General features: G+C 44.8%; 23 protein-coding genes and 1 pseudogene. 5 read left to right on the top strand and 19 right to left on the bottom strand.

What is annotated here, in order from left to right; genetic code table 11:
- Positions 1 to 75 precede the first annotated feature (75 nt).
- Positions 76 to 1245: a glycosyltransferase family 4 protein gene (locus MLD56_RS09380; protein ID WP_029516770.1), complete on the top strand. Its 1170-nt coding sequence runs from the start codon at positions 76 to 78 to the stop codon at positions 1243 to 1245.
- Between the two features lie 135 nt (positions 1246 to 1380).
- Here the strand turns inward: MLD56_RS09380 and MLD56_RS09375 are convergent, their stop codons facing one another.
- The 6 genes and pseudogenes from MLD56_RS09375 to MLD56_RS09350 form a co-directional block, all read right to left on the bottom strand.
- Positions 1381 to 2013, bottom strand: coding sequence for a DUF2238 domain-containing protein (locus tag MLD56_RS09375; RefSeq protein ID WP_029516769.1), 633 nt, complete (start codon positions 2011 to 2013; stop codon positions 1381 to 1383).
- Between the two features lie 25 nt (positions 2014 to 2038).
- On the bottom strand, positions 2039 to 2242 hold the full coding sequence (locus MLD56_RS09370) for a YwbE family protein (protein ID WP_025721733.1): 204 nt from the start codon (positions 2240 to 2242) through the stop codon (positions 2039 to 2041).
- A 63-nt stretch (positions 2243 to 2305) separates the two neighbouring features.
- Entirely contained in the window at positions 2306 to 3046 is a 741-nt protein-coding gene (locus MLD56_RS09365) for a DUF1361 domain-containing protein (protein ID WP_029516768.1), read from the bottom strand.
- Positions 3047 to 3359: 313 nt separating this feature from the next.
- Positions 3360 to 3657: pseudogene (locus tag MLD56_RS09360) on the bottom strand (sugar phosphate isomerase/epimerase); the annotation flags it as partial.
- A gap of 200 nt (positions 3658 to 3857) precedes the next feature.
- Positions 3858 to 6410, bottom strand: a complete 2553-nt coding sequence (locus MLD56_RS09355; RefSeq protein WP_029516767.1) for a beta-mannosidase — start codon at positions 6408 to 6410, stop codon at positions 3858 to 3860.
- Between the two features lie 205 nt (positions 6411 to 6615).
- The gene (locus tag MLD56_RS09350; protein ID WP_029516766.1) at positions 6616 to 7683 is read right to left on the bottom strand and encodes a LacI family DNA-binding transcriptional regulator; all 1068 of its coding nucleotides are present in this window, start codon (positions 7681 to 7683) and stop codon (positions 6616 to 6618) included.
- A gap of 280 nt (positions 7684 to 7963) precedes the next feature.
- Here MLD56_RS09350 and MLD56_RS09345 point away from each other — a divergent pair, with 280 nt between their 5' ends.
- Complete coding sequence (locus MLD56_RS09345; protein ID WP_029516765.1) at positions 7964 to 9655, top strand: ABC transporter substrate-binding protein; 1692 nt, start codon at positions 7964 to 7966, stop codon at positions 9653 to 9655.
- Positions 9656 to 9728: 73 nt separating this feature from the next.
- On the opposite strand, the gene MLD56_RS09340 is transcribed toward MLD56_RS09345, so the two are convergent.
- The 3 genes from MLD56_RS09340 to MLD56_RS09330 are packed head-to-tail and all read right to left on the bottom strand — an operon-like array spanning position 9729 to position 11902.
- Positions 9729 to 10952, bottom strand: coding sequence for an MFS transporter (locus MLD56_RS09340; protein ID WP_029516764.1), 1224 nt, complete (start codon positions 10950 to 10952; stop codon positions 9729 to 9731).
- A gap of 2 nt (positions 10953 to 10954) precedes the next feature.
- Positions 10955 to 11515, bottom strand: a complete 561-nt coding sequence (locus MLD56_RS09335; RefSeq protein ID WP_029516763.1) for a GNAT family N-acetyltransferase — start codon at positions 11513 to 11515, stop codon at positions 10955 to 10957.
- Between the two features lie 39 nt (positions 11516 to 11554).
- Positions 11555 to 11902 carry a DUF2500 domain-containing protein gene (locus MLD56_RS09330; RefSeq protein ID WP_239645167.1) on the bottom strand — a complete coding sequence of 116 codons (348 nt, stop codon included), beginning with the start codon at positions 11900 to 11902 and terminating at the stop codon, positions 11555 to 11557.
- Positions 11903 to 12324: 422 nt separating this feature from the next.
- Here MLD56_RS09330 and nrdI point away from each other — a divergent pair, with 422 nt between their 5' ends.
- The 3 genes from nrdI to nrdF all read left to right on the top strand — a co-directional run bounded on the left by nrdI (position 12325) and on the right by nrdF (position 15940).
- Complete coding sequence (gene nrdI / locus MLD56_RS09325; RefSeq protein WP_016819181.1) at positions 12325 to 12684, top strand: class Ib ribonucleoside-diphosphate reductase assembly flavoprotein NrdI; 360 nt, start codon at positions 12325 to 12327, stop codon at positions 12682 to 12684.
- Complete coding sequence (nrdE, locus tag MLD56_RS09320; RefSeq protein ID WP_029516761.1) at positions 12671 to 14755, top strand: class 1b ribonucleoside-diphosphate reductase subunit alpha; 2085 nt, start codon at positions 12671 to 12673, stop codon at positions 14753 to 14755. Before nrdI ends, nrdE begins: the two co-directional genes overlap by 14 nt.
- A gap of 219 nt (positions 14756 to 14974) precedes the next feature.
- Complete coding sequence (gene nrdF, locus MLD56_RS09315; protein WP_029516760.1) at positions 14975 to 15940, top strand: class 1b ribonucleoside-diphosphate reductase subunit beta; 966 nt, start codon at positions 14975 to 14977, stop codon at positions 15938 to 15940.
- A 69-nt stretch (positions 15941 to 16009) separates the two neighbouring features.
- On the opposite strand, the gene MLD56_RS09310 is transcribed toward nrdF, so the two are convergent.
- The 10 genes from MLD56_RS09310 to MLD56_RS09265 form a co-directional block, all read right to left on the bottom strand.
- Positions 16010 to 17251: an MFS transporter gene (locus MLD56_RS09310; RefSeq protein ID WP_029516759.1), complete on the bottom strand. Its 1242-nt coding sequence runs from the start codon at positions 17249 to 17251 to the stop codon at positions 16010 to 16012.
- Positions 17252 to 17405: 154 nt separating this feature from the next.
- The gene (locus MLD56_RS09305; protein WP_029516758.1) at positions 17406 to 17879 is read right to left on the bottom strand and encodes a MarR family transcriptional regulator; all 474 of its coding nucleotides are present in this window, start codon (positions 17877 to 17879) and stop codon (positions 17406 to 17408) included.
- Positions 17880 to 18040: 161 nt separating this feature from the next.
- The gene (locus MLD56_RS09300; RefSeq protein ID WP_029516757.1) at positions 18041 to 18466 is read right to left on the bottom strand and encodes a VOC family protein; all 426 of its coding nucleotides are present in this window, start codon (positions 18464 to 18466) and stop codon (positions 18041 to 18043) included.
- Positions 18467 to 18557: 91 nt separating this feature from the next.
- Entirely contained in the window at positions 18558 to 19208 is a 651-nt protein-coding gene (locus MLD56_RS09295; RefSeq protein WP_029516756.1) for a hypothetical protein, read from the bottom strand.
- Between the two features lie 208 nt (positions 19209 to 19416).
- Positions 19417 to 21525 carry a class I SAM-dependent methyltransferase gene (locus MLD56_RS09290; RefSeq protein ID WP_029516755.1) on the bottom strand — a complete coding sequence of 703 codons (2109 nt, stop codon included), beginning with the start codon at positions 21523 to 21525 and terminating at the stop codon, positions 19417 to 19419.
- Positions 21526 to 21853: 328 nt separating this feature from the next.
- Positions 21854 to 22198, bottom strand: a complete 345-nt coding sequence (locus MLD56_RS09285) for a DUF3024 domain-containing protein (RefSeq protein ID WP_029516754.1) — start codon at positions 22196 to 22198, stop codon at positions 21854 to 21856.
- Positions 22199 to 22433: 235 nt separating this feature from the next.
- Positions 22434 to 23405, bottom strand: a complete 972-nt coding sequence (locus tag MLD56_RS09280; RefSeq protein WP_029516753.1) for a glycoside hydrolase family 43 protein — start codon at positions 23403 to 23405, stop codon at positions 22434 to 22436.
- 40 nt (positions 23406 to 23445) lie between these two features.
- Entirely contained in the window at positions 23446 to 24831 is a 1386-nt protein-coding gene (locus MLD56_RS09275; RefSeq protein ID WP_029516752.1) for an arabinan endo-1,5-alpha-L-arabinosidase, read from the bottom strand.
- 80 nt (positions 24832 to 24911) lie between these two features.
- Positions 24912 to 25754 carry a carbohydrate ABC transporter permease gene (locus MLD56_RS09270; RefSeq protein ID WP_029516751.1) on the bottom strand — a complete coding sequence of 281 codons (843 nt, stop codon included), beginning with the start codon at positions 25752 to 25754 and terminating at the stop codon, positions 24912 to 24914.
- Between the two features lie 27 nt (positions 25755 to 25781).
- The gene (locus MLD56_RS09265) at positions 25782 to 26672 is read right to left on the bottom strand and encodes a carbohydrate ABC transporter permease (RefSeq protein WP_013309768.1); all 891 of its coding nucleotides are present in this window, start codon (positions 26670 to 26672) and stop codon (positions 25782 to 25784) included.

The raw sequence follows: 26672 nt of genomic DNA, 5'->3' as shown, positions 1-26672 counted from the left end.
AAAAGCCGGAGCCTCCAAGCGGACTCCCTTGGAACGTCATAGGATAAATGAGAATGGCGGAGGAGGAATGAAGGCATGCTTCGAGTTGCATTATTTACGGACACGTATACGCCTGACGTGAATGGCGCTGCTCTGACCCTGGAACGATGGATTGGCTATCTGGAGACACATGGAGTATCTACGCTCGTCTTCGCACCGGAGGCAGACCATCATCTGCCCTCTGGGCCGGGTGTAGAGCGATTTCGAAGTATTCCCTTTTTGTTGTACCGGGAATGCAGACTTGCGATCCCCAACGCCAAACAGATCAACGAGCGTCTGTCAGCCTTTTCCCCGCATTTGATTCATGTCGCTACTCCGTTTAACCTTGGCCTGTATGGAACAAGCTACGCAGCCAAACACCATATTCCACTCGTTGCCTCATATCACACCCACTTTGATAAATACCTTGAATATTACAAGCTTCGCTGGCTTGAACCTGCGTTATGGAAATACATGCTCTGGTTTCACAGACATTGCGAAAGGGTATATGTCCCCTCTCAATCAACCATGGAATTATTGCGCAATAAAGGAATGGGGCAGCTCGAAATCTGGAGCAGAGGCATTGATACCGACCGATTTCAACCAAAGGTGGACCGTCATACAGTATGGAAGAAATGGGACGTTCATGCAGATGCATTTGTTATTTTGTATGTGGGCAGGCTTGCACCAGAAAAGGGGATAGACACGTTACTAGATTCCTACCTCCAGTTACCTGACGACGTCCGCGCAGCCTCTGTGCTGGTCATTGCAGGAGATGGTCCATTATATAAGGTCAAAACTGCAGCGGATATAGGGGCGCCGGAGCATGCACTCCACTGGCTTGGTTTTGTGAAAGGGCCGGAATTAGCTGAACTCTACGCCGCAGCCGACGTATTTCTCTTCCCTTCCACCACGGAAACCTTCGGCAACGTAGTACTGGAGGCTATGGCGAGCGGTACACCTGTGGTCGGTGCCAATGAAGGCGGGGTAAAAGATAATCTAATCCATGGAAAAACGGGGCTATTGTGTCCTGCTGGGGACGCCTCTGCCTTTGCCAAAGCTGTACACCTGTTGTATGAGGATGCCTCACTTCGCGATGCTATATCCAGAACTGGTAGAGCCTACAGTCTGGAGCAGACATGGGACCGTATTTTTGAACGGCTACTGGACAGCTACATGGACGCAGCGACCCTCCATCTTGATAGCCATCCCATGAGGCGAATGTAACTCTGAGGACTTCATAGCTACAGATGCTAAAGGGTGGTTAGAAAATGCTCCTTCACGCATTCTGTAACCACCCTTCATCAGCTTAACTATTTCCCCGTCTAACTACAATTGCAGATAAAAGAAGAAAAGCCTTTGCTAATATCTTAATTGTTTCAGCAGCTTGTTATGTACCCCACTCAACAAAATCACTGCGGTCAAAGCGCCGATGAACGCAAGAAGCATATCCCATTGGGTGTCCCATACATCCCCCTGTGTGCCCAAAAAGGCTTCTGCTGCTGTTCCCGTTGCCTTGGCTACAGCAAACTCAATCAGCTCGTACACAGCGCTAATCGCCAGACACACACTAACCGTGAGGAAAGTGAGCCAGCTCCCGCTTCCCAATGGCGTTTTACGCAACAACACTTCCCTGACAATGAGTGCAGGTACAAAACCTTGTACAAAGTGCCCAAGTCGATCATAATAATTGCGCTCCAGTCCGAACGTGTCCCGAATCCAGTTGAACAGTGGCATTTCGGCATAGGTATAATGTCCGCCCACAATCAGGATCAATGCGTGCAGCCAGATTAGGGTATATACCAGATTGGTAAACCGAAATCTTCGGTACAGAGCCGCCAGCAGTACAGCTCCCAAAACTGCTGGGAGAACTTCCAGTACCCATGTAAAATAATCCGCCGGGCGAATCAAAGACCAAATGAGGGCAAGCGCCAGCAATACAAGTAAAACAAGCGGGTAGCGATCATTTTTAGACCATGCCGTTGCCTGGTTCATCGTCATTCCTCCTCAGCCCAAAGCTCTAGCCTTCGTTCGTTACGATATGTTTGACACGCCCAACCTGTCCGTCTGTCAGACGCACTTTGATTCCATGCGGATGACGTGGGGAATTGGTCAAAATATCTTTCACCGTTCCTCGCGTCAACTTACCGGTAGGCTGATCCTTTTTAAGTACAATATCTACCTGAAGACCAGCGCGGATGTCGGATCGATTCTGTCCGTTCATTGTAGCTATTCCTCCTTTGTTTTTATATTTATGATGATATTCAGCCACTCAGTTACAACAAAATCACCAACGACGCCATTCGTCCTGGCGGCTGTTCCCCATCCAGACTACGCACATCGTGGATACATAGCTGACGAGCAAAATAACGAATACCATCCCGCTAAACTCCACAAAATGAGTACGTTGCAAGGAGTCTGCCCATATGGAAGATACCTGTGCATACAGTTGAGAAGGCGCAGAAACAATATCCCATGTGTTCCCTCGAAAGAAACGGCCAATATAAATACCCAGGCTGCTCAACAAGAGTACCGCCATCATAAACAGCCAACTAACAAGCCCACCACGTGCACGTTGTACCAACTGTCGTACGGATTCGAGTGATACAAATCCCATTGTCAGGCCAAGTATGGCTACCAGCAGCATCCCCAATACATGATTCCAAAAGTACGGATTTCCCCAGAAACGTTGCTCCCCGAGAAACGGATATCTGGCGAATACATGCAGCAAATCTGTGATCAAATAGGGTGTATTGGGATAAAAGAAAAGCCATGCCGCCCCCGTGACCCAGAGTAAAAAAGTCCTCGTTCCTCGCCTCCACGAGCTATACACTACATCAAGCAGCAGCGTCAACAGCATAGGAATCCAGGCCAGCATCATATTCCACCAAATAAAAAGATAAGGGCGGCCCCCTGAGGGCAGTCGCACGTTAATGATCCACAATGTACTGATTACGGAGCATAAGGCCAGTGTTAAAAAAACATAAAGTTTTACTGGATAATTTAACGATCTTAAACGGGCATACATACGTGTCTTTCCCTCCTTGTAACCGTCCTGCCTTCCTGACGTTCCAATTTACACCTGTTCTGGACAGTGTACACCACAATGGCTTCAAGCTCAATGGAAGCGCTCCACCTCTGCATAAATGAACATAAAAAGACATCTATTCTTTGGGAATCGACCCCATCCCGAAAAATAGATGCTTACTGTGTTTTAGACTTCACTCACAGGTAAAGGCGTAGCTCCGGTAGTTTTAATATTCGGGCAGCATGAATTAGCATAATACCGCTAACGGCATTATAAATTCCGTTGCTGCGCTCTGTCCATTCGCCATCTGTCGTCCGGGATGCACAATTCCCGCTTTTGCTCCGTACTGATGCGCATATTCCACAGATTGCACCAGCAGTTCTATCGCACGTTGTCGCTTGGTCTCATCGTCAAACCCGAGCAGAACGGAATTCGTGCTAATTCGGATCTGGTGTATGAGGAAATGTATTGTACACACTCGATATGCCGATTTTCCCCCGCTCAATCATAGGCTCAATCGTCGTTAGCATTTCCCGGGTAATGTTATAATTCAGCTCCACCCTGCTAAAGTCCAACTGACGGATTTCCTCTACAAGTTCTCGGCCGCCCATATGTTTTTTTATATTCCAACAGTTAGATGCTGAATAGATAAATTTCTTACAAATGATCTGTTATCACTCAGCTCCCAAGCCTTCTTTTGTTATGTATATGAACATTATGAAATCGCTCCACATATCACAAAAATAAATTTATATTATAAAAAAAAGCCTATCCATCATCTACTTAAAGACGGATAAGCTTTTACTGTTGTCTAACCTTGTATCCAATTGACTAATGAATGTACTGCCAATGTACCCGGCGCAGCTGCCACAAATGCCGCTGAACCGTTGTGCAAAGCCAAAAATTCCACTGTTTTTGGAATACCGGGAGCCAGATCCAGATGGTTGTCGCTGAAAATACCTTCCTGCTCTGCCGATAGCCACACGTGTCGGGCAAGTACATCCGAACACAGCATGAATCTGCTAGCCTCGCTTCCCTGAATCTCTGTCACTTCAATTTTTGCCTGCGGTAAATCCATCTCTTTCGTGTCTGCAAAATAAATTTCACTGGAGATCACCTGTTCACCATTCTGCGTCAGACGCGCGACCAGCATATGCTCCGCACGGTTCAGGCCACTCAGCCATTTGTCGATAGGCAGTATATGTACAATTCCTGCACCACCTGCTGGTTGCTTTACCTTAACATTCTCTTCACGAACAGCCTGGCTGCTTCGGATATGCAAAAGCGTCAGCCGCAGCGTACCTGATATCGGCTCTAGTGTATCGTTGACCAGATGTAGTGCCTTATTCCCCTGTTCTGTATCTGTTGCACTCAACAACACATCGGCAAAGCTACGCTTAGCCGTATATTGGAGCGCCTTCCAACGACCAAAATAGTCCATACTCGACCAGGAGGCAACGGGCCAGCAATCATTCATTTGCCAGTATAATGTTCCCATGCAATAAGGCTTGTGACGACGATGCGCCTCTATAGCTGCTTTCATTGCTTCTGCCTGTAAAATTTGGCTCATGGGAAGAAAACCCGTAAAATCCTTTGGTTCTCGCATGTACCGCTCCATATATTCTTTAATCAGACGATTGCCCGCACCGTTCTTCTGATGTGCCAGCATCACCGCAGATTCCAGTTCCAAATCCTTCTCTTCCGCATAAGTACGAACGGACTTGTATTCAGGAAAAGACTGAAAACCATATTCACTCATAAAACGGCCCACATGTACATGATAATTCTCAAACGGCTCAGACGCGTGCCATACACCCCAATAATGAACATCGCCTGCAGTTGAAGACCGATGGGCATGCTGGTTCCGATCCCTCGTCAGGTCAATTAGCGGGGAGGAGGGCCAATATGCTGTCTGCGCTGACCAGGTGCATACCGCCTCCGGTAGAATCCGATGAAAGAGCATTTCATAATCATCCCACAGGCGTTCCCGTTGCTCAGGTGTGTAGTTCTTTTTCCAGCCCCAGCCTCCATTCTCTTCATAATGCGCCCACGCAGAATCGATCTCATTGTTGCCGCACCATAAGGAAATACAGGGATGATTACGCAGCCGCTTGATATTGTCCTCGGCTTCCTGTGCCACATTGTCTATAAAATCTTCATCGCCTGGGTACATACTGCAAGCGAACATAAAATCTTGCCATACGAGCAAACCGTATTCATCACAAAGCTCATAAAATACGTCTTGTTCATATATACCGCCACCCCACACTCGCAACATATTCATATTCGAGGCGGCTGCGCTGGCAATTTCATACCGATATCGTTCCATCGTAACTTCAGTGACAAAGCTGTCATTCGGAATATGGTTAGCCCCTTTTGCAAACACCGGAATTCCGTTCAGCTCAAAATAAAAGCTCTCTCCTGCTGCATCCCGTTCCCGTACAAGACGGATGGAACGCAGTCCCGTTTTTACTGATTTTTCCGCGATTACAGCTCCTTGTTCTTGTTCCACTAATTCGGCCACAAACGTATATAGATGCGGCTCCCCCAGTCCACGGCACCACCACAGCTTCGGCTTCTTCATCTCCAGCTCCAGCTCCACTGTCTGCTTCCCCTTCAGCAGCCGAACTGGCTTGGACCACACTTTGCCGTCAGCAGAAATACGCAACTCGGCATCTCTAATCTCATCTGCATTTTCGATCTCTACCACTGCCATGAGTTTAGCCCCTGCCGAACTCACTTCGTCCTGTCGAATAAACAAGTCTCTCACGATCAGACCGGACCAAGCCTCGATCCGAACCTCTCTCCAGATACCGCTCGTCACCAGCCTCGGTCCCCAATCCCAACCATAGTGGTAAGGAGCTTTACGTGCGAAAACGCTTACCTTTTTATCGGACAAACCACCTATTTCGGACTGATCATTGGGTGCAGGGAGTCCATAACCTAAGCTTTCCAGCTTGGGTACATCTTCAGCAATCGGAGAACGAAAACTGATTTCTAGCCGATTTTCCCCTTGCTGAACCAATGCCTTCACATCCCGTCTCCATACTCGAAACATATTATTGGCTGACAAGACAGATTGATCATTCACTTTTACATCCGCGTATGTGTCCAGACCTTCCAACACCAACTCTACACATTGACATTGAAGCTGATCTGCATTTATCTCAAAATGGGCTTCATATATCCAATCCTGCTTATCAATCCACTGTACCTCCATCTCGTTCATACCCATAAACGGATCAGGAATTTTGCCATGTCGTAAAAGATCGGTATGCACACAACCCGGCACTTTCGCGCTGAGCCACTCATCACTTTGTGCTTCTCTAAACCTCCAGCCATCCAACCCTATCACATTAACCATCGTCACAAGCCTCCCTATAAGCATGATTGGGAACATCTGGATTCGTCAGTAACATAACAAAAATAACATTAAGCTAACAAATTAGTCAATTGTTTTTTTGGAACAAGTGACAAAATACAAAATAAAAGTCGCCCTCTGCCCCAAACAGGCTAAAAGCGACCTCCTTTGTCTTCACGATGTATGGTGTCACACACGTATCTGGACATTAACTATATGTGATTGTGCTGATGGGACGCTCACGGTCATCATTTTCCCGACTGATCCGGGGTGCATGAACTTCCCGTATGAATAGCTCAGCATGTAGCAACTTTTTCTCGACAGGCGAGTTCGGGTTCGTTATGCGCCACAACAATTGGTCCACTGCACGCATTCCCAGCAATTCCTTATCCACTCTCACCGTGGCATAAATTGGCATTTGTTCATTCGTATCGTCAAACCCGGTCACTCCGCAACGCTTCGGAACGTCAATCCCCTTTTCTTTCAGCACATCCACGACCTGCGCAGCAGTCACATCATTAGCACATACAAAAACCTCAGGCAGTTTGTCCTCAGACAACTTGTCCATTTCCTCAGCAAGCGCCTGCGCTCCTCCGTGAAGAAGGGCTTTATTTTGTCGCAATTCTACTCCGCTCATTTCCAGTGTAGAACGACAAGCTTCCCAGCGTTCGTAGAAACTGTGAGCGTCATCAATATGACCCACAAACTGAAAGCGGGTATAGCCCCTACACAGCAAATCCTTCATTAATTCACTCATGCATGTGCGATTATCTGTAAACACCGTATCACTTAAAAATGCAGAATCCCAATGATCTACCATGACGACCGGAATACCCATCCGATAAATGTTCAGCAACAACGAAGTTGAAATTGTCCCTACTGTGATAATCCCTTTAATCGCCTCCGGGTTCAGTAGAGAAAACATATCCTCAGTCGAGGGCTCCGTTAACGTGATCATATCCATCCCCTTACGGTTCAGACGCTCGGAAATCCCTTCAAATACAGGTCCCCAGTACCTGGATTCCCTGTTCTGGTGCCGAATATTTGGAAATAACACCAGCACCGTACCCGACCATTCTCTGGTATCTGTGTCCCGAGGCTCTATCCCAGTCATTTTGGGATGACTGCGAAAATAGCCCATCTGGGCAGCAAGCTTAACCAGCAGCGCCCTCGTCTCTTCACTTACACCGGGTTTGCCTGACAGTGCACGCGAAACAGCAAACTTTGAAACACCCGCCGCATCCGCAATTTCCTGCAATGTTACTTTTCCACGCATCTCCTCACCCAACCCTATTCGAAATCTTTTTCTACCTTAGTCTTCTAAATATACAGGTATGCCTATAAACTGGTACCATCGTAGCATACTTTGTTTTAGATCATCAAACGATGGATTTACACAAATCCACACTTTTCATTAAAATATGTTTGCTTAATAAAAAAACAAACTGCATAACAAACAATTATAAATGACTTGACGTGAGGTTCTTTATTTCCTACAATTTACTATTGAAAGCACTTACATTGTGTAAATCATACTTATTAAGGGGGATTTGCAAATGTTCATGAACAGGTCGGTACGACAGAGCTCTATTCTACTCCTGTCTTTGCTGCTGCTCGTTACAACGGGCTGTGCGAATGGAACAGACGGTAAGGCAGAAAAGGAAGATCCTAATGACACCAGTCCCATTACATTTACTTTCTTTGGCGGTGATTCCAGCTCTAACTGGAACAACATGAAGGATGCTGTCGGACAGGAAATTATCAAGAAAACGGGCGTTACGCTAAATGCCGAACATGCTGTCAATGGTCGAGGCGAGGAAAAGTTTGCTTTAATGGCAGCGAGCGGAGAATATCCAGATCTCGTGTACCCTAAATCAGACATTGGCAAGTTAGTCGATGCCGGGGCACTCATTGACTTAACCGACCTCATTGACAAATACGGCCCTAACATTAAGAAAGTGTATGGAGACTATTTTAATCGTATTAAATATAGTAGTGAAGATCCAGCCATCTACACGATCCCGACCAATCTGGGTGTGGATCACATTGCGTTTGATGCACAAGCCGGCTTCGAAATCCAGCACCAGGCACTTAAGAAGCTCGGATACCCTAAAATCCGCACCGTTCAAGATTTTGAAAAAGCACTTAAAGATTATGTCGCCAAATATCCAACCACCAATGGACAGCGAACCATCCCCCTATCACTCGATGCCGAGGACTGGAAAATTCAAATTACAGTGACAAACCCGGCTGTTACTGCTACAGGTGGACCCGACGATGGCGAATATTATATTGATCCTAAAACACACAAAGCCATTCTTCACTACAAGCGCCCAGAAGAACGTGAATATTTCCGCTGGTTGAACCATATGTACAATGAGGGACTGTTGGATAAGGATACTTTTGTGCAAAAAAGTGATCAGTACAAGTCCAAAATTGCCGCAGGCCGTGTCATCGGACTCATTGATCAGGAATGGAACTATCAAGATGCCGAAAATGCGCTCAAAGCAGCAGGTAAGGATGAATTCACTTACGCCCATTTTCCAGTCACTTTAAATGAGAAATACGAGGACCATTCCCTCCAGCCCATCGGCTTCGATACCGCATCCGGGATCGGAATTACAACCTCATGTAAAAATCCGGTGCGAGCTATCAAGTTTCTGGATTTTCTGGCCTCCGACGAAGGACAAATTTTACGTAATTGGGGAATTGAAGGCCAGCATTACAACGTAGAGAATGGCAAACGAGTCATTCCGGCGGATGTGCAACAACGTAAGAACACCGATAACGCTTCTTTTAGCAGAGAGTCAGGTATCGGTTTGTACTGGATATGGGGTCCACATTACGGCGATAGCGTGAAGGACCCTTCGGGCAATTATTACACAACCAATTATCCGGAGATGATTACCGAAAATTATAGTCAAGCCGAGAAAGAGTCCCTTCAGGCATACAAAGCCCATACGTGGAAAGACCTGTTCCCGAACGAAAAAGATTTTCCGGTAAAAGAGTGGGGGGCTGCCTACAACATGCCTGTTCCGACCAATACGAATTACAATGTTATTTATCAAAAGTCGCAGGACATTGTACGCAAACGCATTCCTGAGGCCGTACTCGCCAAGCCAGATCAGTTCGACGCTGTGTATGACCGCATGCTCCAAGAGCTGGATCAGGCGGGTGTGCCAAAGGCTGAAGAAATCTACACTGGCCTAATTCAAAATCGGCTGAAACTGTGGTACGGCGAAAAATAGGGTTTGCCTTTTTAATGAAATATTACAGGGCTGACAGACCATGCTGTTCAGCCCTTCTACATTAACTTTTACATTACATATTCTGTTTGGTTTCTTTTTCTTTCCAAGAATTACTTTTCCCTGATACACGATTGACGTAAAACAATAAAATGATAGGAATCAACGCAATCCCCCCACACATTACCCAAGATATTTGAATAGGTGTTTGATCGGAAGACAAATCCGTAAAATTACGACTGATGATCCCTGTCACGATTAAACCTATGCACATGCCTAATTGTGAAATCGCAGAATCCAGAGATAGTAGTGTAGAACGATACTCATTAGAGATTCTTTTGTTCAGAAAAATTTGTTTGGCAACCGGGTACATGCCGCGCCCCATTTCATAGATCAAAAAGGTAAGCAGTACAGGATAAAATGTGTTGAACGCACCGGCAAAAATGAGCCATACTCCAATCATGCCGCAAGCATACATGAGTATATGTACATCACTGTATCGTGCGCCTAGCTTTCGAACCAGGTAGCTTCCCAAAGTCATACATAGTGAATACCCTGCCTTGATAAACCCCATAATCCAAATCCCTTGTTCGGAAAGGCCCACCAGACGTGGCTGTTGAAATGTATTTCCAGCCGAGTTTGAAAAGCTGATAAATAAGCCAATCATAAACACAATCCAGATAGACTTATTTTCAAAACCGATACGGACACTTTCTCCGATAATCGTTTTAATGCGGGTAGTGGACGTCTTTCGATGAGCCACATTCTCCTCATCCATATAAAAGAAGCATAGAAAAATGCATACAATAATAGATAAAATGCTAACCGCCCATGGAAGTGAATAGTTAAAAGTTGCGAGGAAGGCCCCCAACAGACCACAAATAAATCCTGAAATGTACTGTATACTGTTAGAGGTTGTAAAAAGAACTTCCATGGGCTTATCACTATTTTCCACAACCCATGATTCCAACGAACCTGATTGTAAACATATAGCCAGACCTCCAAAGACTTGTGCAAACACAAGCACCCCGATATGATCTGTCGAAACGAACAATACACTATAGGCTAGAAAACAACAAAGTCCCAAAATAACAGAGATTTTTCTTCCATACTTGTCTGCAATAGCCCCAGTAGGTATCTCAAACAGAAAAATACTTATAAAGAATACAACCAGTAAGAAGTTCGCACTCTGCAAAGAAAGTCCTTTAGCTAATAAAAAAAGGATGAGCGTAGTCCCCGTGATTTCACTCATAAAAAATTGAAGAAAGCTGACGGAGTAATATAGCTTATGAGGTTGCACTCTCAGGATTCCGTCGATTGCTGTGCAGCCTCATATTCACTTCGCAAAATCCCCATCTGAATAATGTCATAGTATCGCCCTTCCCTGAATAGCTTTTCCCGCAGCCGCCCTTCCTCCTTGAAGCCGCTGGCCAAATAGCAACGGTGTGCACGTTCATTGAACGCATAGACCTCCAGCTCCAGTCGATGTAGGTTCAGCGTATGAAATGCAAATTTTTGTAACAGCCGGATCGCTTCCCGTCCATAACCTTTGCCCAGATCACCGTCACGCCCGATCACAATTCCAAGGGTGGCATGCCGATTCACCCAGTTGATTTTAAATAAGTCCAATTGTCCGATATAATCCAGGGTGTCTTTATGCGCAATGACAAAACCTTTGATCTCGGGGTTGCCGTCAATCATCATCTGTACAAAAGATTCACTATTCACCTGTGAATGCGGATAGATAAACACGTCGCTTAAACCACGTGTGATTTCCGGGTCATTGACCCATTTTCGGATATCTGGTATATCCTCTTGACGGTATTCTCTCAATACAACTCGTTTTCCAATGATATGCGGCATCGTAATCTTCCCTCCGATTATGTATTTGTTTAAGCACCTTTATGCTTCCATTACTCTCACAAACTCCAGAAAACGTGTACCTTTATAATGAAGCTCCCCACGATCCCCGATCACAATCATACCAAAGTCCCTATCCTTCACCTCCAGCTCCTTACGCTCACCCCCGTCAAACTGAAAGGTGATATAATAATAGGTCGAAGCTGAAAAATCGCCTGATCCCCCACGCACTCTCGTCCGTTTATCCACAACCTTACATGAACGTTGTACCCGTTCGGCTGCTTGATTGGACAGGCCCGCTCCGATCGTTTTGACAATTCCCATAATCATTACAAAAGCAATGAGTCCAAATACGATAAAAAAGATCGTATTAAACGATTGAACTTCCATAGAATCACTTCCCATTCACTTCATCCTTTCTACAGTAAAATGTAAATTTTCCATTCAATTGCCCATTGACAAATCGTACATCTTCACCCTCAAAAACTCCAATACTTTTTTAACATACTTACGAAAAAAAAGTTCTTTCGCTCTTTTCCGCACCCCGCTTGGACTTCTACCCGATCTGGGTCCTCTGATCCCCTCTAGACCGATTGACAAAACTATATATAGATATAAAATAGAGAATGTACTCTAAATATAGTGTAAAAAACGTATTTATGCCCGATATCTTGAAGATACAGGTATGAAAATACATGTAAATATAGAGTCAAAAATCTTAAATGGCGCAGCCAGCAAGGGATTCCATCTATAATAGATCCCAGGCAATGCCGTTTTCTTTTTTCGTTAAATGTTTAAGGAGGTTGCATACCATGCTGATTGCATATGATTCCAAGACCGGCAATGTAAAAAGATTTATAAACAAGCTCAAGCTTCCAGCGGTTCAGATCGAGGAGCAAATGACTATAGAAGAACCTTACGTACTTATTACATATACAACTGGGTTTGGGCAGATACCTGAGAGGGTATCTTCCTTTTTGAAAAAGAATGCTCAAAACCTTGTTGGTGTAGCTGCAAGCGGCAACCGTAACTGGGGTGAGAAATTTGCCAAAAGTGCGGATTTGATTGCCGATCATTATAATGTCCCCGTGATTAGTAAATTTGAATTATCTGGAACGTTCGGAGATGTAGAGCGTTTTAAACAGGAGGTGAGCCGAGTTGCGGCATATTGAATTGAACAACATGTTGATGAAACGCGATACAGACGGCTTTTTCCAATTGGAAAAAGACCAAGAGGCTGTAGCAGAGTTTATGAAGGAAGTTCAGGAACGGAGTTTGAAGTTTGCTGACACAGCCGCTCAAGTGCTGTATATGATTGAGAATGATTATTACGAAAATTTCTATAACAGCTACACGGCTGACGAAATTAATGATATTTTCCATATCACTCATAGCTATAATTTTAAATTTCCTTCCTATATGGCAGCATCCAAGTTTTATACCGACTATGCAATGAAGAGTAACGACCGTAAAGTCTATCTGGAACATTACCCTGACCGGGTTGCTGCTGTCGCGCTGCATTTAGGACGCGGTAACGCCGATACGGCACGCCTGTTGTCTCGCTCGATGATGGAGCAACGTCTCCAGCCAGCGACACCAACGTTCCTGAATGCAGGCAAAAGCCGCCGTGGGGAATTGGTATCCTGCTTCCTGCTCGAAATGGACGACTCCCTGAACTCGATCAACTATGTGCTGAACACCTGCATGCAGTTGTCCAAAATCGGGGGCGGTGTTGCCGTTAACCTGTCGAAGCTGCGGGCACGCGGCGAAGCGATTAAAGGCGTAGAAGGCGCAGCAAAAGGCATTATGCCTGTGCTGAAGCTGATGGAAGACGGCTTCTCCTACGCAGATCAAATGGGGCAACGCAAAGGCTCTGGGGCAGCCTATTACAACATTTTCGGATGGGACGTGCTGGAGTTCCTGGATAGCAAAAAAATCAATGCTGACGAAAGAGTACGTCTCAAGACACTTTCGATTGGATTACTGGTGCCAAATCGCTTTTACAAGCTGGCTCAAGATAACGAACCGCTGCATGTATTTGCTCCTTACAGTGTGTTCAAAGCCTATGGAACACATCTGGACGACATGGATTTGGATGAAATGTACGACACGCTGCTCGCCGACGATCGGGTGAAGAAAAAAATAGCGATGAGCGCACGTGACATGCTGACGAAAATTGCCATGATTCAGTTGGAGTCTGGTTATCCATATATCATGAACAAAAGTAACGCGAACCAGGCACATGCTCTTAAAAACGTGGGTCAAGTCAAGATGTCGAACTTATGCACGGAAATCTTCCAGTTGCAGGAAACTTCCGAAATTACAGATTACGGACAACAGGATACTATCCGCCGGGACGTGAGCTGTAATCTGGCTTCTCTGAACATTGTAAATGTGATGGAGCATGGCAAAATCCGCGAATCCGTTCACGAGGGTATGATTGCTCTTACTTCGGTCAGCGATATGACCCAAGTAGCTAATGCACCAGGTGTCGCGAAAGCGAACCGTGAAATGCATTCCGTCGGTTTGGGTGTCATGAATCTGCACGGCTACTTTGCCAAGAACAAAATTGCGTATGAAAGCAATGAAGCAAAAGACTTTGTCCGTACCTTCTTCATGACGATGAACTATCATTCCATCGAAAAGAGTATGGAAATCGCGAAAGCGGCTGGACAAAGCTTTTATGGATTTGAGGAATCGGATTATGCGACAGGCGTATATTTTGACCGATACCTGAACACAGATTATCGTCCAACAACTGCACGTGTGCAAGAGTTATTCAAGGGCATCTATGTTCCGACTACAGCGGACTGGGACAAATTAAAAGCAGATGTGATGAAAAATGGCCTGTACCACGCCTATCGTATGGCAATTGCGCCGACTGCCAGCATTTCGTACATTCAAAATGCAACATCCAGTGTTATGCCGATTGTTGAGCAGATTGAAACCCGTACCTATGCCAATTCGACGACCTACTATCCAATGCCTTATTTGCAAAAGGATAACGTGTTCTTCTATAAATCTGCTTATCAAATGGACCAATTCAAAGTGCTGGATCTGATTGCAGAAATCCAGCCGCATGTGGACCAAGGAATTTCGACCGTGCTTCATGTGAACAGTGACGTGACTACGCGTCAGTTAGCACGTTGCTATCTGTACGCCGCACACAAAGGACTTAAATCGTTATACTACACACGCACTAAAAAGCTGTCTGTGGAAGAGTGTCTCACCTGCTCCATCTAAAGCATAAATGGTAACAAGCTGTAGTATAAAAATTAGATTTTAAATAGATATGGATGCTTTGCATTAGAAGCTGTATCCAGCGTGTGGTTTAGACCTTTACGGGACTGGACAAGACCCTCGCGGATACAGCTTCCGTATGTCAAGCATACGATGATTCGCCTGCACTATTTCAATGTGTGTTTCCAGGGAATCTCGCAAGCTGAAGGGAGAATGCTAACAATGACAGGTATACAAGCTGTAAACTGGAATCGCTCGGACGATGATTTCACACTGATGTTCTGGAACCAGAACATTATGCAATTTTGGACGGATGACGAAATCCCGTTGTCTGACGATAAAATGTCCTGGGTAACCCTCAGTGATATCGAAAAAGAAGCCTACATGAAGGTGCTAGGCGGACTAACGCTACTGGATACCATTCAAGGCGGCGTGGGTATGCCGCAAATTATGGAGCATGTGGACGGACTACAACGCAAAGCCGTACTAAGCTTTATGGCGATGATGGAACAAATTCATGCCAAGTCGTATAGTAGCATCTTTACAACGCTAGCTTCCACGGAAGAAATTGACGGTGTATTCCGCTGGGTAGAAGAAAATCCACATCTCCAAACCAAAGCAGAAACCATTCGTCAATATTATATGAATATCCACACACCGAAAGACCTCTATCTCGCGATGGCTGCGTCGGTGCTGTTAGAAAGCTATTTGTTTTATAGCGGCTTCTTCTATCCTCTTTATCTGGCGGGCCAGGGCAAGCTGACATGTAGTGGAGAAATTATCGATTTGATCTTACGGGACGAAAGTATTCACGGTGTGTACGTAGGTGTACTGGCACAGGAGATTTATGCAGAATTGGACGAGGAAGAACAACGTGATCTTTACCAGACGCTGGTAGGCTTGCTGCGCTACTTGCATAATAACGAGGAACAATACACCGAGCAAATTTACACCCCTATTGGACTCGTAGACGATGTGAAAGTCTTTTTGCGCTATAATGCCAACAAGGCCATGATGAACTTGGGCTTTGATCCACTGTTTGAAGAAGAAGAAGTTAATCCCATTGTATTCAACGGCATCAGCACCCATACTAAGCAGCATGATTTCTTTTCTAAAAAAGGAAACGGCTATGTGCGGGCGATGAATGTAGAGCCGCTGACAGATGATGATTTTAATTTTGGCGTATAAGTACAATTACGTAAAACTGTAAACAAATAGGGTTTCAGAACTTGTCCCTGAGTTCTGAAACCCTATTGCCTAAAGAAAGTAGGTAGCATGCGTTCGCTTATATAAAACTGGTATTGCCGCTGTTATAAGGATTATACCCATAAAAGCGGGTGCGGCATGACCAAGTGATACATAGATTTGACCCCCAATAATAGGCCCAATCATTCTTGCTAAAGCCTGAATAGATTGACTACCTCCTTGAATCCTTCCTTGTTCACTAGAATCGACAGACTTGGAGAGCATCCCGTTGAATGAAGGTCCAAAGATCGAATCACCAAAACCAAATATAAACATTCCAGCGATAAAAAGAGGATAGAATGAGAACAAAGTAGATAGCGCAATAAGACTGTAACCTATAATCTCCGAAACCATTCCAAGAATGGCTATCTGTTTATCATTAAGTTTTATCAAAAGCTTGGGCATGATGAAACCTTGTGAAATGATGTCTTGGAAACCCATAATTGAAAACATAAGTCCGATTAGTGCAGGCCTCCAACTGAAAGTATCCATTGTAAATTGTGAAAAAACGGCCTGTAAAGATCCGTTGGGTATCCAAAGTAAGAACGCAGAGACAAGTAACCTATTTAAGTTTTTCATGGAAAGCAGATTTGCAAGCTGTGTAAATGGATTCAGTCTTACAAAGGTAATCTCTTTCAGTCTATGTTTCTTGTCAAGGCTCTCAGGCATAAAAAAGAATCCATAAACAACGTTCAATAAAGTTATGATTGCTCCAAAATACATGGGTACAGAATAACCAAACTTGGCAAGTAATCCGCCTAGAGTTGGCCCAATGACAGTGCCTACACCTACAACCGCACTCACCCATCCAAAGTATTTGGTTCTCTCTTCTGGAGGAATGATGTCTGCAAAATAGGCGAAGATCGTGCTTATGCTCCCGCCTGTTAACCCTTCTATGATGCGCCCAGCAAATAGTACCCATAGAGCTCCTCCTATGCCAAAAACCAAGTACCCAATTGCGGAACCCAAAAGGCATACTAAGAGCAATGGACGACGGCCATATTTGTCGCTCAAAGCTCCAAGTACGGGAGCCGCAAAAAACACGCAGAATGCATAAACAGAGGTCAGCAGCGTAACAACTATAGCTTGTTCTCCCGGACTGCTTGTATAAGGCTGCACTAAGAATGGGACGACAGGTATTATGATACTGAAGCCTATTCCGCAAAGAAATACAGAGATAAGGCCGAATATTAAAGCGTGTTTATCTACGGTTTGTTCTGTGTTCTGTTCATTGTGTGATCTACATTTGAACACTTCATTTCTCCCCTTAAAGGTTAATTTTTACTTCCTCGGAAGCAAAAATATCGTATCACAATTTTGCTTCCTCGGCAACAAAATAATAACAAAAAAATGCAGCCCGTTCTCAATAGAGCCCGGCTGCCTATGGTTTGATTTTCATTATTCAAATTTATTCCGTCTTAATATCTATACCCTGTTTTTTTATTTCTGCATCCAAATGCCTACTATACTTTTCCAAGAAGCTAATCATACTGTTAAATTGTTCTTCGGTTACCTGCTCAAATACGGCTTTATCCCGCTCTTGAAACTCTTTGTGCAGTTCCTCATGGATGTTATAGATTACTTTCCCTTCCTCAGTAAGCCTAAAATAGACTTCTTTCTTGTTATCCAGCTTCTGGTAGCTTTCGATAATGCCTTTTTTTATAAGCTTCTTAGTTATTTTACTTATGGCACCGGTAGTCATATAAAGGGACTCCGCAAGTTTTGTCACGTTGGAATCTGCATTTCTTTCAATGTATTCGATGCAATGTACTTCAGAAGGCTTATAACCCTTAAGGCTGTCTTCCATCTTATCTTTATTAAGCCAAACCATCTTGTTAAATAAGTCCCTGAAACCCACTATGACCTGTTCTTCTTTGTTCATGGCCTGTCCTCCCACCCGTTGGTGCATTAACAATACAATATAGTATATTTTTGTTTCTATTTCAACAATATTAAAATAATTATTGAATTGAGCACGAGGGCATACACGAAAAAAAAACGGCCAGATCGCTAAAGTAGCGGAATCGAGCCGTTTTACATTTCTTAAGACCCAGCCTCAGTGAACATTTGAAAAGTGACACCAAACTTGTCTGTTACATTCCCATAAGCTGGACTAAAATGGGTTTCCTGCAAAGGCATTCCCACCTGTCCTCCCTGCTGTAGAGCATTAAACATTTTTTGAGCTTGCTCCACACTATCGGTTGTAATACAGATGCTCACCTGATTCCCGCGGCTAAACGGTGACCCGGGAAAGGTATCAGAAAACATGAGCTCTGTCTCACCCACTTTAAGGGTAGCATGTCCCACACGTTCCTTGACCTCTGCGGGAATGGGAAAATCGGGGTTTTCCGGCATTTCCCCAAAGGTTTGAATAAAAAGCAGTTGAGCATCCAATGCCTCTTTATAAAATTCGATTGCTTCTTTTGCATTTCCATCCATCGTGATGTAAGGAATCAAACGTTTGGACATCTTCAACACAGCTCCTTTAATTCGAGGTGGTTAACCCAGCATTTCTCCTGTATTATATACAAAACTTGTCAAGAAAAACAAATCTGTATTCTTAGCTTTCATGCACTTGAACGCCAAGCTGCTTTAGCTCCTTTATCGCTTCCGTAACGTTACGCTGTGGATGAAGCGCAGAGATCATCTGTGCAGTGATCGGAACGCCGTTGAAAATCTGGCTTACCACCCCTAGAGAAATCGGCAACTCATAGTAACTCTCAGCCCAATCCTGATATTCCTCCGGTGTAACTATAATTTTCCCCAACAAAAAGGATGAGCCATCGTCATATCCCTCAGGAAAGTTCGCGTTGCCCATACGCCACTCTTTATCTCCCGCTTCCCTCCACATACAAAAGGTAACGTCCTCTTTCTCCAGTGCTTCATCTTCCAAAAGCTCCATCATATCATCAGGCACACCGTCATATATGCCCGGCCAGACTTCATAATCGTCTCTCGCATGAGAACTTACAGGGGATTCATGGTCAAACCCCTTCAGCAGCACACCTTCACCCGTCCATAGCATATGAATCGTATCTCCAGCGCCATTGTTTACCTCACCCAGGCACACATCACCAGACCACTCAGACCGCATACGATACGTGCGTAACCAATCTTCTGGAGACAATATAATGTCCAGCGCTGACAGTAGTAGCATTCTGTCTTTTAAACCATTCGGCGTTAGCTGTGCATCAAGCATCATATTCTTCATCATTCCCCCACTTTGTTCATGCGACTAAGAATTCATCTGTCCCTACCTATATCTTTCAAGCTTCGCCCGCTCAACCACCTGCCGAATGAATGGTCCTTTGGCTTCTGTATACGCTGCACGGTCATATTTGAATGCATAGCTTTCTAAAAAATGCCTTCTAATCGTGCTTGGCACAAATCAGAAGGCATTCTCTTGTTCAATTTAAAAATCATTCAGCAACTCCAACCCTATTATTCGGCTTCTCAATCACGATCAGACAGGTGCTGTCTGGAAAAGAAACCTGCTGGCCCTGCTCATCCATGAACTCAACACGTCTGGACAGCGCCTCGGCATAGCCCTCCTGTAAATAATGACGGCTCACGCGGATAATCGCTTGTGATCCAAGTGTGCTACGAATACACTCTTCATACTGTGACGGGGTAAAATAACCAAACTGCTCCTGCACTTCATGCACATAGGCTTCCGCTCCCCATGTATAGGTATAGAGAAATTCCATCGCATCGTTCACTGGTAAAACAGCCTCATGCTCCCCCACACGCTCTATTTCAATGTGGCGACCTGCAAAATCTTGCGCATACCGTATCAGCCATTCCATTCCATCCGGCTCCAAGAATCGAATTCGTCTGCGCTGCTCTACTGGTTCGGTCATAATCCCGTCACGAATGATGATACGCCCGCCGGGTGCAAGCACACGATAGGCGCTCTGCAGAGCTGCCTCCACTGTTTGTGGATTGAACCGAATCCCATCTCGTTCAATGTAGGAATAGAGCTCGTGAAGAATTGAAGAGAAGATGACCGTGTCCATACTCCCCGTTTCCACATATTCCTCTAACTGAAGCGCATCCCCTTTGATGACATCCCAACGATGGCGCTCCAATTGCTTTTTACGTTTAAGTGCCTCAATGACATTTACAGAAATATCAAGACCTAATGGCTTCGCATCTGGTCTTTCCTGTTCGATCAGATCCAGCAGTACACCCCCGCCGGGTCCAATATCCAGTATGCGGGTTCCAGTCACATAATCTAAAATGACCCTTTTGTAATCTACGGTCTGGTTCATATCTGTAAGGTACGTTTCCTCATTGTGAAAGCGATCATACGCATCGCGCCGTAATCCGAACAGATCGAACAGCAGCAGGACTGCTTTGTCATACAGAGGCGTTTTTTCTGCCTCAATACAAAAGTCAATCAGTTTCTCAGCCGCAGATGAAAATACAAAATTAAAAAATACAGTACTCGGCAGCTCCTCTTTATGCTCCACGATCACACTCAAATGAGGATTATGCTTCCGTTTTCCTTTTGAAATGTCCTGCCAAGACAGTGCACTTAAATATTTTTCTATCATTCGTTTTTTATATACGTTAATTTTCTTGACACCACGATAGTCATAATACATCGTATTCATGAGCGATTCGAAACTGATATGGCGAACGGTCGCAGGCTGTTCCTGCCCTGTGCCATCCCTTAATGTGAGTAAAAATACCTTTACCAGTTCTTGAAGTGAAAAATCTTGCAAAGCTGATTCTACATACCAAAGTGTCCGATTCTCCAACGGAGCCAGCGCCTTCTCTACATTCAACTCCCGCTCTAGTTCTGTGTAAGCCTGCTCGAACGGCTCCCCTTCATGAATGGAAACCGACCGTAACCTTTCCAGTCGCTCCTTTACACTCCAGACTACAGGTGCGTTATCCCATGCAATCCAGCCGATCAGCTGCTCCACTTCACTGCGTACTTGATCCCATAATGCAGGTTCCACCCCGGCGATAATACACTCGTTCAGGGCCCGTAAAACAAGCTCCAGTTCCTCAGGGCTTAGCCAGCCCTTACGAGTAATTTCAAGCAGCAGTCGATTTTCAGCAAAAGGAATTTCCCCCCGTATATATTGCCCTATCAATCCATGCGTCTCAATCAGAATTCGGGTCATGCTATTGCGCGGGTAAGCAGGGGACTCCGCTTGGGCCTGTCTGACATACAGTTGGGAGGATCCGATATTATGTACAAATAAATTAATACCCTCATGCTGCCAGCGTAGCCGTTCGCGGACTGTGCCTCCTTTGGCTGTCTCAGACCATACCAATACATCCTCCAGTAGCTCTTTAACCCAGAATGACAATGGAAGTCCGTCCAAAATAAGCAACGTACGCTCCACGTAATCCAGTACAGGATTGGCATCCTTTAACTCACCTATAGATCGAATGCGTTCCAAATTTACAATACGCTCCTCAGCCGAAACAAGCAGCTTTAACCAAGTCGGTGTATCCCAGGCCAGATCATTTTCTTTCCTGTAATTAGCAATGGCTTTTAACGATTGCAACATTTTTCTCACCTCGTGTGATTCGGATTCGGTATGCACAGGAGACTTTGAATAAGACATTTGGATTAAAACCTTGTATATACTACACTTTACCATACATTTGTAACTTCCACCTCGTGGAAAATATTAAACATTTGTATCAATCAACCGCTTGACATACTTTCCAAACGCACACATAACCCTCAAGTGCACTAGACAGTGCCACTTCAGACAAAACAAATGACCGTAACTTCCATATAAGGAATTACGGTCAGCCTGTTTATTTCCATATACAGTTTAACGACACGACTCCCACTACCTCCATCTTCCGAACTTTTCATTCTGTACTTCGTTAACCTGTCCAAAAAATACCTGCATGATCTATTTCTACCTGTTCGAGCTGTTCTTCAAAGCACGGATTAGGTGCAATCTCTTTTACACGCTGCCAGCTTTCAGCCTCTTGCCGGGCATATACATGCCAATGATTTTCTTCCCAGCGAAATTGGACAATGTCCGTGCGATCCCACAACTCAGTTTCATTAGAAGGCCTTTCCTCCGTCAAGATCAAACAGTTATCCTCTATTTGATAAATGAGCCGCACGTCAGAACGCACGTAGCCTGGCACCTTTAGCGCAATATAGCCATTCAGCAGGTATTCAACCTTTTTAACGGTAAACGGATCAATCCGTTCGTTCACGAGATTTCCACCCCTTGATCAATTCGTAAATATTACGATTTAAATATAGCAGAAATCGAAGTTTTTGAAAAGAGTCCTTCATGCCGTCCCAAAATCAAAAAGATATCCTCCAGCCTGAAGGCTCAGAAGATATCTCATTACTCTTGTTATACGCAGCCGAATCATAATCCCCTATGATTTCTAGAAAGTTAAAGTGCCACTGTGCAACACGTCAACCATCTATAATAAATTTCGCTTATTTATCAACAGAAACGCCATCTGGTACTGGAATACCAAAATCAGGTGTTCCATCTTCTTTCCAGTAGAACGGCTGCACACGTGTATGACGATTCGGATCATACAGCGGGTCGCCTGTAATTTCCTTGTAATTCCGGGCGTGATATACGATTACATCGCTACCATCAGCAGCAACCGTAAAACTGTTATGACCTGGCCCGAATTGTCCTGTTTCCTCATGGGTGCAGAATACCGGCTGAGGTGATTTCGTCCATGATTTCGGATCAAGTAAATCCGCATTCTCATCTGCCGTCAACAGACCCATGCAATAATTGTGGTCTGTGGCGCTAGCTGAATAACTGATAAAGATCCGCCCGTTCCGTTTCAGAACCGCTGCTCCTTCATTCACCTTAAAACCGATGATTTCCCAATCATATTCAGGAGTGGAGATCATCACCTGCTCACCGCGCAACGTCCATGGATTGCTCATTTCGGAAATATACAGATTGGAATTACCGACGATGTCAGGGTCCTTCTGAGCCCACACATAATACAAAACTCCATTATGCTGGAAGGTTGTCGCATCGAGAGCGAACGTCTCCCAACGGGTTTTGATCTGTCCTTTTTCCACCCATTCCCCTTCCAGAGGATTAGCTGAATCATTTTCAAGCACGAACATCCGGTGGTCGAACAGGCCTTCCTTCGTTTCTGTTGTACGAGCTGCTGCAAAATAAATGTACCATTTGTCGTTTATATAGTGAATTTCCGGTGCCCAAATGTTCGCACTTAACGGGCCCGTTTCATATTTGTGCCACACTGCGACAGGCTCTGCTGTACTCAAGCCTTGAATAGTACTTGCTCGTCGAACCTCAATGCGGTCATACTCTGGTACAGATCCGGTGAAATAATAGTATCCGTCACTATGCTTGTAAATCCAAGGGTCTGCCCGTTGCTCAATGACCGGATTATTAAAGGGTACAGTTTGATTCATGGTTATTCTCTCCTCTATGTGTAGTATGTAGTTCATACAATTAATCGCTGATACGCTTTCCCCAAATGGAAATTCCCTTTTCATTCATACCCGTGAAAATTAAAGTATGGCGACCAAGCTCCCAGTCCCATGAAGGAAGCAATAACAATTCTTCCTTAGTTCCTTCGGATGTATTGCTCCAATCCATTGTTAGAGTACGCCTGCCATCAAAGCTCCAGTGACCTTCAAGAGAACCGCTAGTTGCCCGCCCTCCATCTTCTAGACGGAGCTGTTCAGCTTCCACCTGGCCGTCTACTTCCTGCTTTATCACGATGCGCTCCCAGTTGCCGGATAATAGCCTTTTGGGTATATCCTGCTCCTTTTCGCCGGCATAGCGCTCTGGAGAGACGACCGGCCAGCCCTCTGTCGTCCACAATATTCTGCGTACATGCAGGTACGGCCAGCTCTTGTCCGTTTCTCCTCGCGCATGATGTACAATATAATAATCCGCACCGTCCTTCAGGACAGAATTGTGACCTGGCGCAACCCAGCCTTCTCCTTCGCTGAACCGATAACCGCCCAATACCTTGTTTCCAATCTCGTATTGAGGCAAATAGTTGGTATCTGCCATATCATGTCCATTCATGTCCACATAAGGGCCTGTGATAGAATCTGAACGGGCAACGCGAACATTGTAGTCCTCAAACAAAGAATCATACGAGACGAACAAGTAGTATTTACGGAACATTGGATTGTACACAATGTATGGTCCTTCTACAGCACCGTCCTCAGTTGCCCGATCTCTGGCAGCGATATTTTTACCATAGCCAGATTCTTTGAGCTTTCCAGTCTGGGGATCAAGCGGTGTAATATAAATACCGCCGAAAAAAGAGCCGTATACCATCCATGGATTACCCTCTGCATCCAGCACCGGATTGGCATCAATCGCATTCAGCTTGTCATGCTCTTTCGTTTTAACGACCAGCCCCTCATCCTTCCAAGGGCCTTCCGGGGAGCTGGATGTCTGCAATCCGATCGCAGACCGTGTGCTGCCAAAGGTAGAAGCAGAGTAATACATCCGATAGGTATCACCCATCTTGATGACGTCCGGTGCCCACAGATTGGTTGCCGATGACCACGATTCTGCTTCCTTTGGAATGCCGGGGAGTGCATACTGCACCCAATTCCAATGAATCAGATCAGTCGATTTGCGTACCATGACACCGGGTCTCAATTCTCCACCTGTCTTTACATCCGTTGAGTAGACATAATAGCCTTGATCTGTTTTGATAATCGCCGGGTCATGTGCATTGTTAATGGTCCAGCGCTGTTCATCGTTAATCGTACTTTGATCATACAAGTGATCGGGAGGCGGAGCCTGCGGATACACAGGGTCCGGAGTGTTATCCCCACAGCCAGATAGACCCAGCATGAGCAGCATAACCATAACTGTTATTCTCCTCCTTCCTTTACCCATTACATATTGTAACTGCCTTACATCATTCATGCGTACCCTCCAAGTGTCAATTAACCTTTGACACCCGAAATAGCAACCGATTCAATAATTTGTTTCTGGAAGATCAAGAATATAATCAGTACAGGTAACAAGGCTATTATTGATGCTGCCATTATAAGCGGATAGTCCGTCTGAATGGCGTAAGTCGCATTAAAATTCGCGATAACCAGTTGCAATGTCTGCGTTTCTGGTGAGTTCAAGTAAATAATCGGTGCCAAATAATCGTTCCAAATCCCCATGAACCATAAAATAAGCTGTGCCGCAACTGCTGGCTTAATGAGCGGGAACGTAATCGACGAATAGAGTCGGAAATAAGAACTTCCGTCAATTTTCGCAGCTTCGATAATGGCATCCGGTACACTAAGCAAGTACTGCCGCAGGAAAAAGATCATAACTACATTTCCGAACAAACCCGGAACGATCAGAGGCAAAAGTGTATCAACCCAGCCAAGTTTGGAAAACATCATAAACTGTGGAATCATAACCGTTGGGTATGGAATCATCATAGATGCGATGAGTGCCAAAAACAGTTTGTTTTTATGGGGAAATCTCAGCTTAGCAAATGCAAAAGCCGCCACACTGGATGTAAAGGTACCTACAACGGTAACACTTACAGCTACAATCACGCTGTTCTTGATTCCGCTTAACAAAGGCCCTGCTTCCCAAATTTCCTTATACTTGCCAAACTGGAACACCTCTGGTATCCATACTGGTGGAAGAGCAAAGACATCCTGCTTTTCTTTCACTGAAGTGGACAGCATCCAAAGCAGCGGCGCGATCATCACAATCGCTCCAATCGCTAGTGCAATAAAGATAATGATATTGGTAACTTTCGTTTTTTGACTATGGGACATAATCAGACTCACTCCTTTCCGCGAAAATCAATCCCCATCAAAGGACGATTTTTCATTCATTTTGAATTGAATCAAAGTTACGATAAAAATGAAGATGCCGAGAATCATAGCCATCGCGGAGGCATATCCCATTTGCAGGTTTTTAAATGCCTTATCCCAAATATAAAAGACGATTGAGGCGGATGAGTATTCCGGACCCCCTGTAGGTGTCATAATGTTCATTTCAGTAAAGATTTGCGAACCACCAATGATATTAGTTACGACCAGGAAAAAAGTTACTGGTTTCACCATTGGCCATGTAATATTGCGGAACATTTGGAATCCGCTAGCTCCATCTAGCTCTGCTGCTTCATAATAAGAGCGAGATACGCTTTGCAGGGCTGCCAAATATAGCAGCATCGTATATCCGAGACCCTTCCAGACGGTCATGAGAATCAAGGCCGGTTTGACCGTATCCTTATCCATCAGCCAATTAGGACCCTTAATACCGAATATTTCGAGGAATTGGTTCACCAAACCATAGTCCCCGTTGTATGCCCAGTTCCACATAATAGAAACGGCAGCCAACGAAGAAATAACCGGGATATAGTAAATCACACGAAATGTTGTCGTACCTGGAATCTTGCGATTCAAACCTAGTGCCAGCAGTAAAGCTAGTACAAGACCGATTGGAATACCTAGCATTAAGAAAAGAGTATTGTACATCGATTTATAAAAGAGCTCATCGCTAAATAAATCTTTAAAATTGTCGAGACCAATAAAGTTCATTTGTCCCAATCCGTCCCAGTCTGTAAAAGAGCCGTATAATGAATAGACAAACGGGAATAACGTAAAGATTAGCAGACCGAGAATAGGTGGAAGAATAAATAAGTATCCATATACCTTCTCTTTGCGGTAGAGATTAGATTTGGTTATCAC

The organism is Paenibacillus peoriae (assembly GCF_022531965.1).
GTDB classification, from domain to species: Bacteria; Bacillota; Bacilli; order Paenibacillales; family Paenibacillaceae; genus Paenibacillus; species Paenibacillus polymyxa_D.
This window is presented reverse-complemented; position numbering and strand designations above follow the sequence as displayed.

Bases quoted from the DNA above. Each gene is read 5' to 3' on its own strand.
- MLD56_RS09375 (WP_029516769.1), bottom strand. From the start codon at position 2,013: ATGAACCAGGCAACGGCATGGTCTAAAAATGATCGCTACCCGCTTGTT.
- MLD56_RS09345 (WP_029516765.1), top strand. From the start codon at position 7,964: ATGTTCATGAACAGGTCGGTACGACAGAGCTCTATTCTACTCCTGTCT.
- nrdI (WP_016819181.1), top strand. From the start codon at position 12,325: ATGCTGATTGCATATGATTCCAAGACCGGCAATGTAAAAAGATTTATA.
- MLD56_RS09370 (WP_025721733.1), bottom strand. From the start codon at position 2,242: ATGAACGGACAGAATCGATCCGACATCCGCGCTGGTCTTCAGGTAGAT.
- nrdF (WP_029516760.1), top strand. From the start codon at position 14,975: ATGACAGGTATACAAGCTGTAAACTGGAATCGCTCGGACGATGATTTC.
- MLD56_RS09295 (WP_029516756.1), bottom strand. From the start codon at position 19,208: ATGAAGAATATGATGCTTGATGCACAGCTAACGCCGAATGGTTTAAAA.
- MLD56_RS09305 (WP_029516758.1), bottom strand. From the start codon at position 17,879: ATGAACAAAGAAGAACAGGTCATAGTGGGTTTCAGGGACTTATTTAAC.
- MLD56_RS09365 (WP_029516768.1), bottom strand. From the start codon at position 3,046: ATGTATGCCCGTTTAAGATCGTTAAATTATCCAGTAAAACTTTATGTT.
- MLD56_RS09355 (WP_029516767.1), bottom strand. From the start codon at position 6,410: ATGGTTAATGTGATAGGGTTGGATGGCTGGAGGTTTAGAGAAGCACAA.
- MLD56_RS09350 (WP_029516766.1), bottom strand. From the start codon at position 7,683: ATGCGTGGAAAAGTAACATTGCAGGAAATTGCGGATGCGGCGGGTGTT.
- MLD56_RS09280 (WP_029516753.1), bottom strand. From the start codon at position 23,405: ATGAATCAAACTGTACCCTTTAATAATCCGGTCATTGAGCAACGGGCA.
- MLD56_RS09380 (WP_029516770.1), top strand. From the start codon at position 76: ATGCTTCGAGTTGCATTATTTACGGACACGTATACGCCTGACGTGAAT.
- MLD56_RS09275 (WP_029516752.1), bottom strand. From the start codon at position 24,831: ATGGTTATGCTGCTCATGCTGGGTCTATCTGGCTGTGGGGATAACACT.
- MLD56_RS09335 (WP_029516763.1), bottom strand. From the start codon at position 11,515: ATGCCGCATATCATTGGAAAACGAGTTGTATTGAGAGAATACCGTCAA.
- MLD56_RS09290 (WP_029516755.1), bottom strand. From the start codon at position 21,525: ATGTTGCAATCGTTAAAAGCCATTGCTAATTACAGGAAAGAAAATGAT.
- MLD56_RS09270 (WP_029516751.1), bottom strand. From the start codon at position 25,754: ATGTCCCATAGTCAAAAAACGAAAGTTACCAATATCATTATCTTTATT.
- MLD56_RS09330 (WP_239645167.1), bottom strand. From the start codon at position 11,902: ATGGAAGTTCAATCGTTTAATACGATCTTTTTTATCGTATTTGGACTC.
- MLD56_RS09300 (WP_029516757.1), bottom strand. From the start codon at position 18,466: ATGTCCAAACGTTTGATTCCTTACATCACGATGGATGGAAATGCAAAA.